This window comes from Marichromatium sp. AB31 (assembly GCF_003718685.1).
Classification (GTDB): Bacteria; Pseudomonadota; Gammaproteobacteria; order Chromatiales; family Chromatiaceae; genus Marichromatium; species Marichromatium gracile.
On the sequence record NZ_RHFI01000001.1, the window covers coordinates 63,448 to 77,181 of the forward strand.

The window sequence follows — 13,734 nt, forward strand, 5'->3', positions numbered from 1 at the left end:
GCCCCATTCGGGGTCAATCCCGATTTTGGGCACACCGCTTGCTTACTGGCGTGTCAGACGAATGCCGCTATCGTGAGGACCGCCATCCATGGGCGAGTATCTGCTGCTGATCCTCGGCACCGCGCTGGTCAACAACGTGGTGCTGGTGAAATTCCTCGGGCTCTGTCCCTTCATGGGGGTGTCGAGCAAGCTCGACTCGGCCCTGGGGATGGGCCTGGCCACCACCTTCGTGCTGACCCTCGCCGCGGTCGCCGGCTGGCTGCTCGAGCACCTGGTACTCGGCCCGCTCGGGCTCGGTTATCTGCGCATCCTCAGCTTCATCCTGGTGATCGCCGCAGTGGTCCAGTTCACCGAGCTGGCGGTGCGCCGGATCTCGCCCGCGCTCTATCAGGTGCTGGGCATCTTCCTGCCGCTGATCACCACCAACTGTGCGGTGCTCGGCGTCGCCCTGCTCAACGTGCAGCAATCCCACGACTTCTTCGAGAGCGTGCTCTACGGGCTCGGCTCGGCGCTCGGCTTCACCCTGGTGATGGTGCTCTTCGCCGGGCTGCGCGAGCGCCTGGCGGTGGCCGAGGTCCCGGCGGCCTTCGCCGGGGCGCCGATCGCCTTCATCGTCGCCGGACTGCTCTCGCTCGCCTTCATGGGCTTCGCCGGACTCGCCTGAGCCGACGCCCCGCAACCGGAGTCTCAGAGATGCTTGCCGCCATCCTCACCCTCACCGCGCTCGGACTCGCCCTCGGCTGGTTGCTCGGACTCGCCGCGCGTCACCTCAAGGTCGAGGACGACCCCATCGTCGAACAGGTCGCCGCGCTGCTGCCGGGCTCGCAATGCGGCCAGTGCGGCTATCCCGGCTGCGCCCCGGCGGCAGCGGCGATCGCCGCCGGCGAGGCGGCGGTCAGCTGCTGCCCGCCGGGCGGACGAGCGCTGGCCGAGGCGCTGGCCGAGCTGCTCGGGGTCGAGGCCGACCTCTCCGGTGTCGACGACCAGCCGCCGCAGCTCGCACACATCCACGACGAGCGCTGCGTGGGCTGCACCAAGTGCCTCAAGCGCTGCCCGACCGACGCCATCATGGGGGCCAACAACATGATCCATGCCGTCTTCCCCGAGGCCTGCACCGGCTGCGGCCTGTGCGCCGCAGTCTGCCCCACCGAGGGCATCGAGATGCGCCCCGAGCGCCCCACCCCGCAGACCTGGTACTGGCCCCGGCCGGAGGTGGCGACACGATGAATGCCCTGCGCCAACTGTTGCGCCGCCCCGCCAATCGTATCCATCCGGTGCGCGGCGGCGTCCACCCCGATGACCGCAAGGCGCTGGCCGCAAGCGCGCCGATCACCGAGCTGGCGCTGCCCGCGCGGCTCGACCTGCCGCTGCAGCAGCACATCGGCGCCAGCGCCGCGCCGCTGGTGCGCAAGGGTCAGCGGGTGGCCAAGGGCGAGCCGATCGCCCGCGCCCAGGGACCGATCTCGGCGCCGCTGCACGCGCCGACCTCGGGGCGGGTGATCGCCATCGCCGAGCGCCCGGCCCATCACCCCTCGGGACTGGCGATGCCGACGATCAGCATCGAGCCCGACGGCGAGGAGCGCTGGTACGCGGCGCTTACCCCCTGCGACGACCCGTTCGCGCTCGACCCGGGGGCCATCGCCGAGCGGGTCGCCGCCGCCGGCATCGTCGGGCTCGGCGGCGCGACCTTCCCGGCCGCGGTCAAGCTCAATCTCGGCGCCAGCCATCCATTGCACACCCTGGTGATCAACGGCGCCGAGTGCGAGCCCTATCTCACCTGCGACGACCGGCTGATGCGCGAGCACGCCGAGGCGGTGATCGACGGCGCGCGCATCATGGCCCATGCCCTCGGGGTGGGCGGCATCCTGGTGGCGATCGAGGACAACAAGCCCGAGGCGGCGGCGGCCATCGAGACGGCCGCCGCCGGGTTCGACGCGATCACCCCGATCCGGGTGCCGACCCGCTACCCGATGGGCTCCGAGCGCCATCTGGTGCAGGCGCTCATCGGTCGCGAGACCCCGGCGCGGGCACTCACCGCCCAGCTCGGCGTGGTGGTACACAACCCGGCCACCGCCTTCGCGGTACACCAGGCGCTGCGTCTGGGCCAGCCGCTGATCGCGCGGGTCATCACCCTCAGCGGCGCGGCGATCGCGCGCCCGGCCAACCTGTGGGTGCCGCTCGGCACCCCGGTGGAAACGCTGATCGCGCACTGCGGCGGACTCACCGAGGAGGACGCCCGGCTGGTGAGCGGCGGGCCGATGATGGGCCAACCGCTACCCAGCCCCCAGGTGCCGACCACCAAGGGCTGCAACGCCATCCTCGCCCTCGGCGCCGCCGAGCGCGCGCCCGGTCGGACCATGCCCTGTACCCGCTGCGGACGCTGCGTCGAGGTCTGCCCCTGCGGTCTGGTGCCGCTGGAGCTGGGCGCGCACATCCGCGCCGGCGACCTCGAGGGCGCCGCCGAGCGCGGGCTCCACGACTGTCTCGGCTGCGGCTCCTGCGCCTACACCTGCCCCTCGCAACAGCCGCTGGCGCAGTACATCGCCCACGCCAAGGGCGAGCTGGCCGCGCGCGAGCGCGCCAGGCGCAAGCAGGCCGAGACCAAGGCACTGGCCGAGCGACGCACCGCGCGACTCGAGGCGATCAAGCGCGCCAAGCGCGAGGCGATGGCCAAGCGCAAGCGCGAGGCCGCGCGCAAGCAGGCCGAGCAGCAGACCGAGACGGAGCACTGAGACCATGCACATCGCACCTCCGGCGATCGCCGGCCCCTTCGTCCACGGCGGCGCGAGCATCGCCCGCGACATGCGTCTGGTGATGCTCGCGCTGCTGCCGGCCACCCTGTTCGGGCTGTGGCAGTTCGGCTGGCCGGCGCTGCTGTTGTTCGCCGTCACCCTCGCCACCGTGGTGGTCACCGAGGCGCTCTGTCTGTGGCTCGCCGGGCGCCCGCTGCGTCCCTTCCTCGGTGACGGCTCGGCGCTGCTCACCGGCTGGCTGCTCGCGCTCAGCCTGCCGCCCTGGGCGCCCTGGTGGATCGGGGTGATCGGCGGGGTGATCGCAATCCTGATCGCCAAGCAGGTGTTCGGCGGCATCGGTCAGAACCCCTTCAACCCGGCGATGGTGGCGCGGGTGGCGCTGCTGATCGCCTTCCCGGTGGAGATGACCAGCTTCGTCGCCCCCGCACCGCTCGGCAGCGACGCCGCCCCGGGGCTGGGCGCGGCGCTGGCCATCGTCCAGGGTGGCGCGCCGATCGACGCCTACAGCGGCGCCACCACGCTCGGCGTGGTGCGCACCGCACTCGATCAGGGCGAGGCGCTGGGCGGCATCCTCGGCGCGAGCTTCGCGCCGCTCGACGCCGCGCTCGGCCTCCACGGCGGCAGCCTCGGCGAGACCTCGGCGCTGTTGCTGCTGCTCGGCGGCCTCGGGCTGATCCTCACCCGGGTGATCGGCTGGCAGATCCCGGCGGCGATGCTCGGCACCCTCGCCCTGCTCGCCACGGTGATGCACCTCCACGACCCGACCCACTACCCCGACGCCACCTATCATCTGCTCGGCGGCGCCACCATGCTCGGTGCCTTCTTCATCGCCACCGATCCCACCACCTCGCCGGTGAGCGCGCGCGGGCGACTGATCTTCGGCGCCGGCTGCGGGCTGCTGGTCTATGTCATCCGCACCTGGGCGGGCTATCCCGAGGGGGTCGCCTTCGCGGTGCTGCTGATGAACGCCTGCACCCCGGTGATCGACCACTACGTCCGACCCCGCATCCACGGCCGTGACCGCCGCGGCCGTCCGCTGGTCGGCGCCGAGAGCCCGGAGGCACGTCGATGAACACCCTCGCCGAACCCAGTTACCGCGCGCGCGTCGGCTATCAGGCCGGACTGCTCGGCGGTTTCGCCCTGCTCGCCGCGGCGTTGCTGGTGATGGGTGATATCGCCACCCGCGACACCATCGCACTGCGCGAGGCCGAGGATCTCAAGGCGACCCTGACCCAGGTGATCCCGGCCGAGCTGCACGACAACGACCTGCTCGAGGCCACCGTCCCCCTGGTCGACGACGCCGGGCGCACGGTCACCGTCTATCGCGCGCTGCGCGACGGCACGGTCAGCGCGCTGGCCTTCCCGGTGGTGGGCAAGGGCTACGCCGGCGAGATCCGGTTGATGCTCGGCGTCGATCCCGAGGGACGCATCCTCGGGGTGCGGGTGATCGCCCACAGCGAGACCCCCGGCCTCGGCGACAAGATCGAGCTGGCCAAGGACGACTGGATCCTCGACTTCGACGGTCGCGCGCTCGGCGACCCGCCAGCGGCGCGCTGGGCGGTGGCCAAGGACGGGGGTGATTTCGACCAGTTCAGCGGCGCGACCATCACCCCGCGCGCGGTGGTGCGCGCGGTGCGCGCCGGGCTCGAGCGCTTCGCCGCCGAGCGCAGCCGGCTCATCGTCGCGCCCGACCGGCTCGACACCGCAGAGGAGTGACCCCGATGTCGCAACCGCAACCCACCGACTGGCGGCGTATCGCCGCCGACGGGATCTGGAACAACAACGTGGTGCTCGGACAGGCGCTCGCGCTCTGTCCGCTGCTGGCGGTCACCGCCACCGCCACCAACGGGCTCGGGCTGGGGCTGGCCAGTACCCTGGTGATGACCCTCTCCGGGGTGCTGGTGGCGCTGGTGCGCTCGCTGGTGACCCCGGAGGTCCGCATCCCGGTGTTCATCCTGGTGATCGCGGTGCTGGTCACCCTGGTCGACCTGGCGATGAACGCCTGGCTGCACGACCTGCACAAGGTGCTCGGGCTGTTCATCCCGCTGATCGTCACCAACTGCGCCATCCTCGGGCGCGCCGAGTCCTTCGCCTCGCGCAACCCGGTGCTGCCCTCGGCCTTCGACGGGCTGATGATGGGCATCGGTTTCACCCTGGTGCTGGTCGCGCTCGGCGCGGTGCGCGAGATCATCGGCAGCGCCACCCTGTTCGCCGACGCCTCGTTGTTGCTCGGCGAATCGATGGCCTTCCTCGAACTGACCCTGATCCCCGACTACCCCGGCTTCCTGCTCGCGATCCTGCCCCCCGGCGGCTTCCTCGCCCTCGGCTTCATGCTCGCGGGCAAGCGGTTGATCGATACCCGACGTGCCCGCATCCGCGCCCGTGGCGCAACCGCGGCACCGGTCTGAGCGAGAGCGAACGATGGCAGAGAAAAACAGCATGCGAATCGGCGTCGCCTATGCCAGCAAGGAGCAACGCGCCTGGCTGAGGATCGAGGTGCCGGAGGAGACCACGGTGGGCGAGGCGATCGCGCGATCGGGGATGCTCGAACGCTTCCCCGAGATCGACCTGGAGATCAATCGGGTCGGGATCTTCGGCCGCTTCGTCACCCTCGAGCGGACACTCGCACCCGAGGAGCGGGTGGAGATCTATCGTCCGATCGACGCCGACCCCGAGACCATCGAACGACGCGACCGGGACTGAGCCGCGACCCTCATTGCATTTGCAAAGGGGACGGTGGCGGGCTATACCCCAAGCCGAGGCGGGCAAGGGTCCGTCAGCTACGGGAGCGCGGGAATGGACATCAGGAGATGGCGGATGGACGCACGACCGGGGATCACGGGGCGAGCACCATCCACACGCTGGCGCGGCACGCTCGGTCTCATCGCCCTGCTCGGTCTCGTCTGGCTGCCGGTCGCACCCGTCCTGGCCAACCCGCCGGCGGCAATCGCCTCCGCCGCCAACCCGCTGCGACCTCCCGACACCTCGAGTCCCAGGGCGACGCTGCAGAGCCTGCTGACCAACCTCGAGCGCGTCCACGCCATCGCCCTCGATCCGGCACGGCCACGACACGACACCCTGGTGCCGCTGCAACGGGCGGCGCGTACCCTCAACCTCAGCGAGATCCCCGAGCGCCTTGCCGCCAACATCGGCATCGAGCGCGCGCTGCTGCTCAAGGAGATCATCGACCGGGTCGGACTGCCGGCGCTCGCCGAGGTCCCGGACGCGCGCTCGGTCGAGCGGCACGACCTCACCCGCTGGCGCATCCCCAACACCGAGATCATTATCGCCCGGGTCGAGAGCGGGCCTCGCGCGGGCGAGTTCCTGTTCACCCCGGGGACGCTCGACCGTCTCGAGGACGACTATGACCGGGTGGCCGCGCTGCCCTACCTGCCCGAGGCCACCCCTGGACTCTACGACGCCTACATCTCCACCCCGGGGCGCGGACTCAGCCTCGACTGGGGGCGGACGCTGCCGGACTGGCTGACCCGGCAATGGCTCGGTCAGACCCTGTGGCAGTGGCTCGCCACCGGCGTCGCGCTTGGTCTCGGCGCGCTGCTCGCCAGCGCGCTGCTGCGCGCCGGTCGGCGCGCCGACCAGCGGCGCACGGACACCTCCAGGCGGGGTGGCACCATCCTCGCGCTCGGCGCGGTGGCGCTCCTGCTGCAGGGGCTCGAATACCTGATCGACGTCCAGATCAACCTCACCGGCGCGGTGGTGATCACCGTCAAACAGGGCTTCGTGCTGGTGCTCTACACCGTGCTCGCCTGGCTGGTGGCGTTGCTGCTCAACCAGAGCGCCGAGGCGATCATCCGCTCGCGCCGGCTGCGCCCGCGCGGCATCGACAGCCAACTGCTGCGGCTCGGCTTCCGCCTGCTGAGCATCATCGCCATCGCCGCACTGGTGATCGACGGCGCCCAACGCATCGGCCTGCCCGCCTATTCGGTGATCACCGGGCTCGGGGTCGGCGGCCTGGCGGTGGCGCTCGCCGCGCGCGAGACCCTCGCCAACCTGTTCGGCTCGCTGGCGATCATGTTCGACCGCCCCTTCCGCATCGGCGACTGGATCAAGATGGGGAACTACGAGGGCACGGTCGAGGACATCGGCTTTCGCAGCACCCGCATCCGCACCTTCTACGACTCGGTGCTGGCGGTGCCCAACGCCTACACCATGAATGCCACCATCGACAACATGGGCAAGCGCGACCACCGCCGCGTCTACACCACCATCGATCTGCGCTACGACACCCCGCCGGAGCGTGTCGAGGCCTTTCTCGAGGGTATCAAGGGGGTCATCCGCGCCAACCCAGCGACCCGCAAGGACGGTTTCCACGTGGTGGTGAGCGACCTCGGCGCACACGGCATCACGGTCATGCTCTATTTCTTCCTCACCGTGCCCGACTGGGCGACCGAGCTGGTCGAGCGCCAGCGCGTGTTGCTGGAGGTGGTGCGTCTGGCCGAGCAGCTCGGCGTCGCGTTCGCCTTCCCCACCCAGACGCTGGAGATCGACGCCACGCCCGAGCAGCCGCGCGCGCCGGCGACCCCACTGCCCGCCGAGCAGCTCGTCGAGATCGCCCGCGACTTCGGTCCCGGCGGACGGCAGGGCCGCCCGCGCGGGCTCGGGCTCCACACGCCCCCGCACGAGGAGACCTGACCCGCGGCGACCGCCGCCGCAAATTCGCAACATCCCTGTGCGAAGATGGAACGTTGGCATGTCGGCGCCGGTGGCGTCGACACGACTTCCCCAAGCATGAGGATCGATTCGATGACCGACAGCCTGACCCTGGTGCAGAAACAGCGCGCCCACCTGCAAGATGCCGTCGATGGGCTGGGACGGCTCGCGCTCACGGCACTGCGCCACTCGGTCGACTGTCTCGAGCAGCACGATCCGGCGCGCGCCGCGCAAATCATCGCCGACGACGCCGAGATCAACCAGCAGCGCCGCCTGCTCGAACAGGAATGCCTGGTGACCCTGGCCGCCTACAAGCCCGCCGGCGTCGATCTGCGCGCCGTCGGTGCGTGCATGGAGCTGGCCGGTGAACTCGAGCGCATCGGCGACTATGCTGCCGACGTCGCCCGTCTCCTCGTCAAGCGCGGCGCGACGCCCTTCCCCGCCGAGCCGGTGGCGGCGATCGGCGAGCTGGCGGGCACCGCGATCGCGATGCTCGAGGCCACCCTCGAGGTGTTCGCCGCCAACGGCGACGAGGCGCGCGCGCGCGCGGCGGTGGCCGCCGAGGAGCAGGTCGACCGCGACGAGCACGCCTTCATCGAGCAGGTGTTGGAGCGGATGCGCGAGGACCCCGAGTTCGCCGTCACCGGGACCCAGTTGCTGTGGATCGCCCACAACTACGAGCGGGTCGCCGACCGCGCGACCAATGTCGCCGAGCGCGCGATCTATGTCGCCTCGGGCAAGACCCCCGACCTGGATTGAGTGTGCGCGCGCCGGCGACTAGCGCGCCGGCAGCGTCAGCCCATCCTTGCCGGCGCGCTGCAGCTGGGCGCGCACCCGCTCGGCATCGGCCTTGTTGGCGTAGGGACCGAGACGCACCCGGTGATAGACCGCGCCGCTGTCGAGGGTGACGCGCTCGATCCGGCTGGAGAGGCCGAGCAGAGCGAGTTCGGCGCGCAGCGTCTCGGCATCGGCATTGCGCTTGAACGAGCCGGCCTGGACGACATAGCCGCCAGTGGCGGCGGGACGCTCGAGGCTGGCCGATGGCGGCGGGGTCTGCGGCTGGGGCGGCGGCTCTGGCTGGGGACGAGGGGCCGGCGGCGGAGGTGGCGGGGCGTCGGTCTCGATCTCGACCTCGGCGTCGCGCAACAGCGTGGGGAACTGGAAGTCGGGCTGCACCGGCACCGGACGCGAGGCCGGCGCCGCGCGCTCGCCGGTCTCCGCGCCCACCTCGGGCTCGGGCATCCAGTACAGGCTGGCGCCGAAGGCACCGAGCAGGGCCCCGAACAGGAACCACCAGACGCAGGAGCGCGACTGCTGGCGCTTCGGGCTGGGGCGGGTCGCGCCACTGCGTCGGTAGTCCCTGGTCATCTCACATGTTCTCCGGCGCGCTCACCCCGAGCAGCCCCAGGCCATTGCGCAGCACCTGACGCACGGCGAGGATCAGCTTGATCCGGGCATCGCGCAGCGCAGCGTCATCGACCAGGAACTGGTGGGCGTTGTAATAGGTGTGCAGCTCGTTGGCGAGATCGCGCAGATAGTGGGTGAGCTGATGCGGTTCGGCCTTGAGCGCAGCGCCCTCGACCACCTCCGGATAGCGCGCGATGGAGCGCAGCAGCGCCTGCTCCTGGGGCTCGACCAGGCGATCGAGATGGCTGGTGCCGGCGCTCGGCTCGATGACGATGCCTCGCTCGGCGGCCTGGCGCAGCACGCTGCAGACGCGGGCGTGGGCGTACTGGACGTAGTAGACCGGGTTGTCCGAGGACTCGGACTTGGCCAGGTCGAGATCGAAGTCGAGATGCTGCTCGCAGCGACGCATGACGTAGAAAAAGCGCGCCGCGTCGCGCCCGACCTCCTCGCGCAGCTGACGCAGGGTGACGAACTCGCCCGAGCGCGTCGACATCTGCGCCTTCTCGCCGCCGCGATAGAGGATGGCGAACTGCACCAGCAGCACCTCGAGACGGCTGGCATCGTCGCCGAGCGCCTCGAGCGCGGCCTTCACCCGCGGCACATAGCCGTGGTGGTCGGCGCCCCAGATGTCGATCACCCGCTCGAAGCCGCGCTCGAGCTTGTCCATGTGATAGGCGATGTCGGAGGCGAAGTAGGTGGTCTGGCCGTTGTCGCGCACCACCACCCGGTCCTTCTCGTCGCCGAAGTCGGTGGAGCGGAACCAGAGCGCGCCGTTCTGCTCGTAGACGTGCCCGGACGCGCGCAGCCGCTCGATGGCCTTGTTGACCGCACCGCTCTCGGTGAGCGTGCGCTCGGAGTACCACTCCTGATAGTCGACGCCGAAGCCGGCGAGATCGTCGCGGATGTCGTCGAGGATGGTGTTGAGCCCGAGCTCGAAGACGAAGCGATAGCGGTTGTCGCCGAGCAGACGCTTGGCGGCCGCGATCAGGTCGTCGATGTGCGCCTCCTTGTCACCGCCGCCGGCACCGTCGTCATCCGCCGCCACCCCGGCGAAGACCGCATCGGCGGCCACCCGGTAGGCGTCGCCGTGCTCGCGGTGCAGGGTCGCGGCGATGTCCCAGACGTAATCGCCCTTGTAGCCGTTGCTCGGGAAGGTCAGCTCCTCGCCGCAGAGCTCGAGATAGCGCAGCCACACCGAGGTGCCGAGGATGTCCATCTGGCGACCGGCGTCGTTGACGTAGTACTCGCGGTGGACGTCGAAGCCGACCGCGGCGAGCAGATCGGCGACCACGCTGCCGTAGGCCGCGCCGCGACCGTGACCGACGTGCAGCGGTCCGGTGGGATTGGCCGAGACGAACTCGACCTGCACCCGACGTCCGGCGCCGACCTGGCTGCGCCCGTAGTCGGGCCCGGCGGTCATGATCTGCGGCACCAGGGCGTGGTAGGCGGCCTCGGTGAGGAAGAAGTTGATGAAGCCGGGACCGGCGATCTCGACCCGCGCCACGGCGGCGGAGGCGGGCAGCGCCTCGACCAGTCGCTGCGCCAGGTCGCGCGGCTTGGTGCGCGCCTGCTTGGCCAGCACCATGGCGATGTTGGTGGCGAAGTCGCCGTGGGCCGGATCCCTGGTGCGATCGAGCTGGGGCTCGGGCAGCGCCTCGAGCGCGAGGGTGCCGTCTGCGACGAGACGCCCGAGGGCGTCGCGGATGAGTTCGATGATGTCTTGCTTCATGCAGGCCTACGACCAGGCCGCGCCGCGCCGACGCAGGATCCGCACGACCCCTGGGACGGGGCCGGGACCGGCAATCGGCGGCGCAAGCCGCAATGGAGATGGAAAGTGCTCGGGCGCCGGATCGATCGGGCGGCAGCCCTGATCCCGTCTAAGCATACCCGAATCCGTCGCCACGAGGGAGACGCGACGCCGGGCGGCAGCGGCGCGAGCGGGGAATCCGCGCCTGCCCCCAAGGTACGGCGGACATGCCGGTCGAGCGGCGCTCGACGGTCATCTCCGGCGCAGCGACCTACACGCTTCGGTTTATAATGCTTCGCTCCATCGACAATCCAGCAACGCCCATGCCCATGTACCAGACCGACGACCTGCGCATCCGCGAAATCAAAGAAGTCCGCTCACCGAAGGCGTTGCACGAGGAGTTTCCGCTCTCCGAGGCCGCCTCGGCGACCGTCTATGGCACCCGTCACGCGATCCAGCGCATCCTCCACGGCGAGGACGATCGTCTGCTGGTGATCATCGGTCCCTGCTCGGTGCACGACCCCGACGCCGCAATCGAGTACGCCCGCAAGCTCAAGCCGCTGCGCGAGCGCTTCGCCGAGCAGTTGCAGGTGGTGATGCGGGTCTATTTCGAGAAGCCGCGCACCACCGTCGGCTGGAAGGGGCTGATCAACGACCCCGGACTCGACGGCAGCTTCGAGATCAACCAGGGGCTGGGCATCGCCCGCAAGCTGCTGCTCGATCTCAACGACATGGGCATGCCCGCCGGCACCGAGTTCCTCGACCTGATCAGCCCCCAGTACATCGCCGATCTGATCAGCTGGGGCGCGATCGGCGCGCGCACCACCGAGAGCCAGGGCCATCGCGAGCTGACCTCCGGGCTATCCTGCCCGGTCGGCTTCAAGAACGCCACCAACGGTGACGTCAAGGTGGCGATCGACGCCATCCACGCCGCCGCCCGTCCCCATGTGTTCATGTCGGTGACCAAGGAGGGACGCTCGGCGATCTTCAGCACCACCGGCAACGTCGACACCCATGTCATCCTGCGCGGCGGCCAGCGTCCGAACTACGACACCGAGAGCGTGCACATCGCCGCCGACCAGATCGTCGAGTCCGGGCTGACGCCGAAGGTCATGATCGACTGCAGCCACGCCAACAGCCGCAAGAAGCCGGAGAAGCAGGTGCGCGTCTGTCAGGACGTGGCCGGACAGGTGGCGCGCGGCGAGCAGTGCATCATCGGCGCGATGATCGAGGGCAACCTGGTCGCCGGGCGGCAGAACCTCGGTGACGGCAAGGGGTTGGTCCACGGCCAGAGCATCACCGACGCCTGTGTCGGCTGGGACGACACCGAGCCCATGCTCCAGGCACTGGCCGACGCCGTGGAGCAGCGCCGCGCCGCCCGCGCCCGCGGGCGCGACTGAGACCGCCGGCCTCTCACGCGCGCCGGGGATCCCGACTAAGCTCGGACATGGCGGGGCACTGAGCCCCGCCATGTGATTCCAGCGGAGGGAGGATCAAGCATGAAAGGCGCCATCGCGCTGCTCTGCGCGGTCGCGGCCCTCGACGCCCAGGCCGAGCTGTATCGTTGCGTCGACGCCGCCGGTCATACCAGTTACCAGCAAACGCCCTGTGACGCCGCAAGTTCGGGGGGCAGCATCGAGCTCGACACCCGCAGCCCCGACGGCAACGCCCGCGCCGCCAACGACCCGAGGATGTCGGTCGGCAGCCAGCTCGAACGGCTCGCCCCACCCCCGACCGAGCGCACTTCCACCGACGCGCCGCGCAAGACATCAACCCCCACGGCAGTGGATCGGGCCAAATGCGCCCGTCACCGTGCCCAGGTCGCGCGCTGGGAACAGGCCGCCCGCGCCACCTACCGCGACCGCAGCGAACAGCGCTACCGCGAGCAGATGCTCGAACACCACCGCGCCCAGGTCGAGCGGTATTGCGGCCCCTGAGGACGGGCTGCCAGCCGCCAGCCGCCAGCCGCCAGCCGCCAGCCGCCAGCCGCCGGGAGATATTGAACCGCAAAGTCCCAAAGGACGCGAAGAGAGCGACCAGCCTTCAGCAAACAGTCTCCGGTGTCGGCGTACGGTCAACCGCGACGCGACGAGACAACCCAGCCCCCTCACTGGAGGCTGGCAACTGGCGACTGAAGGCTGGGCGCTGATCGCTCCCCCCGCGATGGGCACGCTGCGCTTTGCCCATCCTACGATGATGGCGCCTGGTGTTCGTGGCGAGGGTGAGGAAAAACGCCCGCTGGCGGCTGACGGCTGGTAGCTGACGGCTGGTAGCTGACGGCTGGCGGCTGGCGGCTGACGGCTGATCGCTGAACCTCAGAGCCGCCCCAGATAACGCTCGCCGCCAAGACGCGAGGACTGGTCGATGATCCAGTCGGCGCGGCGGCGCAACCGCTCCGAGGGGCGGTCGAGACGGTAGTGACCGGGGGCCGGCAGCACGCCGATGAGCAGCGCCGATTCCTCCAGCGTCAACGTGCGCGCCGGGTGGCCGAAGTAGCGCACGCTGGCCGCCCCGGCGCCATAGGTGCTGGGGCTGAACTGGATGATGTTGAGATAGACCTCGAGGATGCGCTCCTTCGACCACAGCACCTCGAGCAACAAGGTGAACCAGGCCTCGATCGCCTTGCGCCCCCAGCCCTGCCCCGGCCACAGGAAGAGGTTCTTGGCCGTCTGCTGGGTGATGGTGCTGGCGCCGCGCAACGCGCCGCCCTGGCGATGGGCGGCGAGGGCGTGACGGATCTCGATCAGGTCGAAGCCGAGATGGGTCGGAAAGCGCTGATCCTCACCACTGATCGCCGCCAGTCGCAGCGGCGGCGGGAGCTCGCTCCAGGGCACCCAGCAATGATGGTAATAGGGCGGTGACTGATCGAGTCGCCACAGGTTGTAGGCGTGCTGGAGCATGAACGCCGAGGCCGGCGGATCGACCCAGCGCAGCGCCCCGACGAGCAGCGCCGAGCCGAGCACGCCGGTGACGGCCAGCACCAGTAACCCGCGACCGCAGCGGCGCAGCCAGCAGCGCGCGCGCCCGGGCATGCTCCGGAGCCGCGACGGCGACGACCCGGGCGCCTCGGCCGCGGCGCTCGCCATGCCCGGCCCGGGGGCATCGACCGCGCCGGCCTCCCGCCGCTCCTGCTCGCTCATCGTCGCGGTGTCGCAC

Annotated in this window: 14 protein-coding genes; 11 read left to right on the forward strand and 3 right to left on the reverse strand. The window is 70.4% G+C overall.

Annotated features, from left to right (window positions below):
- The first annotated feature begins 88 nt into the window (after positions 1–88).
- From rsxA to phoU, 9 genes are all read left to right on the forward strand, one after another.
- Complete coding sequence (gene rsxA / locus EBL84_RS00290) at positions 89–664, forward strand: electron transport complex subunit RsxA (RefSeq protein ID WP_005223102.1); 576 nt, start codon at positions 89–91, stop codon at positions 662–664.
- A gap of 29 nt (positions 665–693) precedes the next feature.
- Complete coding sequence (rsxB, locus tag EBL84_RS00295) at positions 694–1,227, forward strand: electron transport complex subunit RsxB (protein WP_123138993.1); 534 nt, start codon at positions 694–696, stop codon at positions 1,225–1,227.
- A complete protein-coding gene (gene rsxC / locus EBL84_RS00300) occupies positions 1,224–2,732 on the forward strand; it encodes an electron transport complex subunit RsxC (protein ID WP_123138994.1) in 1,509 nt (502 codons plus the stop codon). The genes rsxB and rsxC overlap by 4 nt, the downstream gene beginning before the upstream one ends.
- Before the next feature lie 4 nt (positions 2,733–2,736).
- Entirely contained in the window at positions 2,737–3,825 is a 1,089-nt protein-coding gene (locus EBL84_RS00305; RefSeq protein ID WP_123138995.1) for an RnfABCDGE type electron transport complex subunit D, read from the forward strand.
- A complete protein-coding gene (gene rsxG / locus EBL84_RS00310) occupies positions 3,822–4,469 on the forward strand; it encodes an electron transport complex subunit RsxG (RefSeq protein ID WP_123138996.1) in 648 nt (215 codons plus the stop codon). The genes EBL84_RS00305 and rsxG overlap by 4 nt, the downstream gene beginning before the upstream one ends.
- A gap of 5 nt (positions 4,470–4,474) precedes the next feature.
- On the forward strand, positions 4,475–5,161 hold the full coding sequence (locus EBL84_RS00315; protein WP_123138997.1) for an electron transport complex subunit E: 687 nt from the start codon (positions 4,475–4,477) through the stop codon (positions 5,159–5,161).
- A 13-nt stretch (positions 5,162–5,174) separates the two neighbouring features.
- Entirely contained in the window at positions 5,175–5,456 is a 282-nt protein-coding gene (locus EBL84_RS00320) for an RnfH family protein (protein ID WP_123138998.1), read from the forward strand.
- 114 nt (positions 5,457–5,570) lie between these two features.
- Positions 5,571–7,406 carry a mechanosensitive ion channel family protein gene (locus EBL84_RS00325; protein WP_123138999.1) on the forward strand — a complete coding sequence of 612 codons (1,836 nt, stop codon included), beginning with the start codon at positions 5,571–5,573 and terminating at the stop codon, positions 7,404–7,406.
- Between the two features lie 111 nt (positions 7,407–7,517).
- The gene (gene phoU / locus EBL84_RS00330; RefSeq protein WP_123139000.1) at positions 7,518–8,183 is read left to right on the forward strand and encodes a phosphate signaling complex protein PhoU; all 666 of its coding nucleotides are present in this window, start codon (positions 7,518–7,520) and stop codon (positions 8,181–8,183) included.
- 18 nt (positions 8,184–8,201) lie between these two features.
- On the opposite strand, the gene EBL84_RS00335 is transcribed toward phoU, so the two are convergent.
- On the reverse strand, positions 8,202–8,792 hold the full coding sequence (locus EBL84_RS00335) for an SPOR domain-containing protein (protein WP_123139001.1): 591 nt from the start codon (positions 8,790–8,792) through the stop codon (positions 8,202–8,204).
- A gap of 1 nt (position 8,793) precedes the next feature.
- Positions 8,794–10,560, reverse strand: a complete 1,767-nt coding sequence (argS, locus tag EBL84_RS00340; protein WP_123139002.1) for an arginine--tRNA ligase — start codon at positions 10,558–10,560, stop codon at positions 8,794–8,796.
- Positions 10,561–10,907: 347 nt separating this feature from the next.
- Here argS and EBL84_RS00345 point away from each other — a divergent pair, with 347 nt between their 5' ends.
- Together EBL84_RS00345 and EBL84_RS00350 are read left to right on the forward strand one after the other, a co-directional pair.
- Complete coding sequence (locus EBL84_RS00345; protein ID WP_123139003.1) at positions 10,908–11,978, forward strand: 3-deoxy-7-phosphoheptulonate synthase; 1,071 nt, start codon at positions 10,908–10,910, stop codon at positions 11,976–11,978.
- 99 nt (positions 11,979–12,077) lie between these two features.
- Positions 12,078–12,515: a DUF4124 domain-containing protein gene (locus EBL84_RS00350; RefSeq protein ID WP_123139004.1), complete on the forward strand. Its 438-nt coding sequence runs from the start codon at positions 12,078–12,080 to the stop codon at positions 12,513–12,515.
- A gap of 378 nt (positions 12,516–12,893) precedes the next feature.
- On the opposite strand, the gene mtgA is transcribed toward EBL84_RS00350, so the two are convergent.
- Positions 12,894–13,718 carry a monofunctional biosynthetic peptidoglycan transglycosylase gene (mtgA, locus tag EBL84_RS00355; protein WP_123139005.1) on the reverse strand — a complete coding sequence of 275 codons (825 nt, stop codon included), beginning with the start codon at positions 13,716–13,718 and terminating at the stop codon, positions 12,894–12,896.
- Positions 13,719–13,734 lie beyond the last annotated feature (16 nt).

Bases quoted from the DNA above. Each gene is read 5' to 3' on its own strand.
- rsxA (WP_005223102.1), top strand. From the start codon at position 89: ATGGGCGAGTATCTGCTGCTGATCCTCGGCACCGCGCTGGTCAACAAC.
- rsxB (WP_123138993.1), top strand. From the start codon at position 694: ATGCTTGCCGCCATCCTCACCCTCACCGCGCTCGGACTCGCCCTCGGC.
- rsxC (WP_123138994.1), top strand. From the start codon at position 1,224: ATGAATGCCCTGCGCCAACTGTTGCGCCGCCCCGCCAATCGTATCCAT.
- EBL84_RS00305 (WP_123138995.1), top strand. From the start codon at position 2,737: ATGCACATCGCACCTCCGGCGATCGCCGGCCCCTTCGTCCACGGCGGC.
- rsxG (WP_123138996.1), top strand. From the start codon at position 3,822: ATGAACACCCTCGCCGAACCCAGTTACCGCGCGCGCGTCGGCTATCAG.
- EBL84_RS00315 (WP_123138997.1), top strand. From the start codon at position 4,475: ATGTCGCAACCGCAACCCACCGACTGGCGGCGTATCGCCGCCGACGGG.
- EBL84_RS00320 (WP_123138998.1), top strand. From the start codon at position 5,175: ATGGCAGAGAAAAACAGCATGCGAATCGGCGTCGCCTATGCCAGCAAG.
- EBL84_RS00325 (WP_123138999.1), top strand. From the start codon at position 5,571: ATGGACGCACGACCGGGGATCACGGGGCGAGCACCATCCACACGCTGG.
- phoU (WP_123139000.1), top strand. From the start codon at position 7,518: ATGACCGACAGCCTGACCCTGGTGCAGAAACAGCGCGCCCACCTGCAA.
- EBL84_RS00335 (WP_123139001.1), bottom strand. From the start codon at position 8,792: ATGACCAGGGACTACCGACGCAGTGGCGCGACCCGCCCCAGCCCGAAG.
- argS (WP_123139002.1), bottom strand. From the start codon at position 10,560: ATGAAGCAAGACATCATCGAACTCATCCGCGACGCCCTCGGGCGTCTC.
- EBL84_RS00345 (WP_123139003.1), top strand. From the start codon at position 10,908: ATGTACCAGACCGACGACCTGCGCATCCGCGAAATCAAAGAAGTCCGC.
- EBL84_RS00350 (WP_123139004.1), top strand. From the start codon at position 12,078: ATGAAAGGCGCCATCGCGCTGCTCTGCGCGGTCGCGGCCCTCGACGCC.
- mtgA (WP_123139005.1), bottom strand. From the start codon at position 13,718: ATGAGCGAGCAGGAGCGGCGGGAGGCCGGCGCGGTCGATGCCCCCGGG.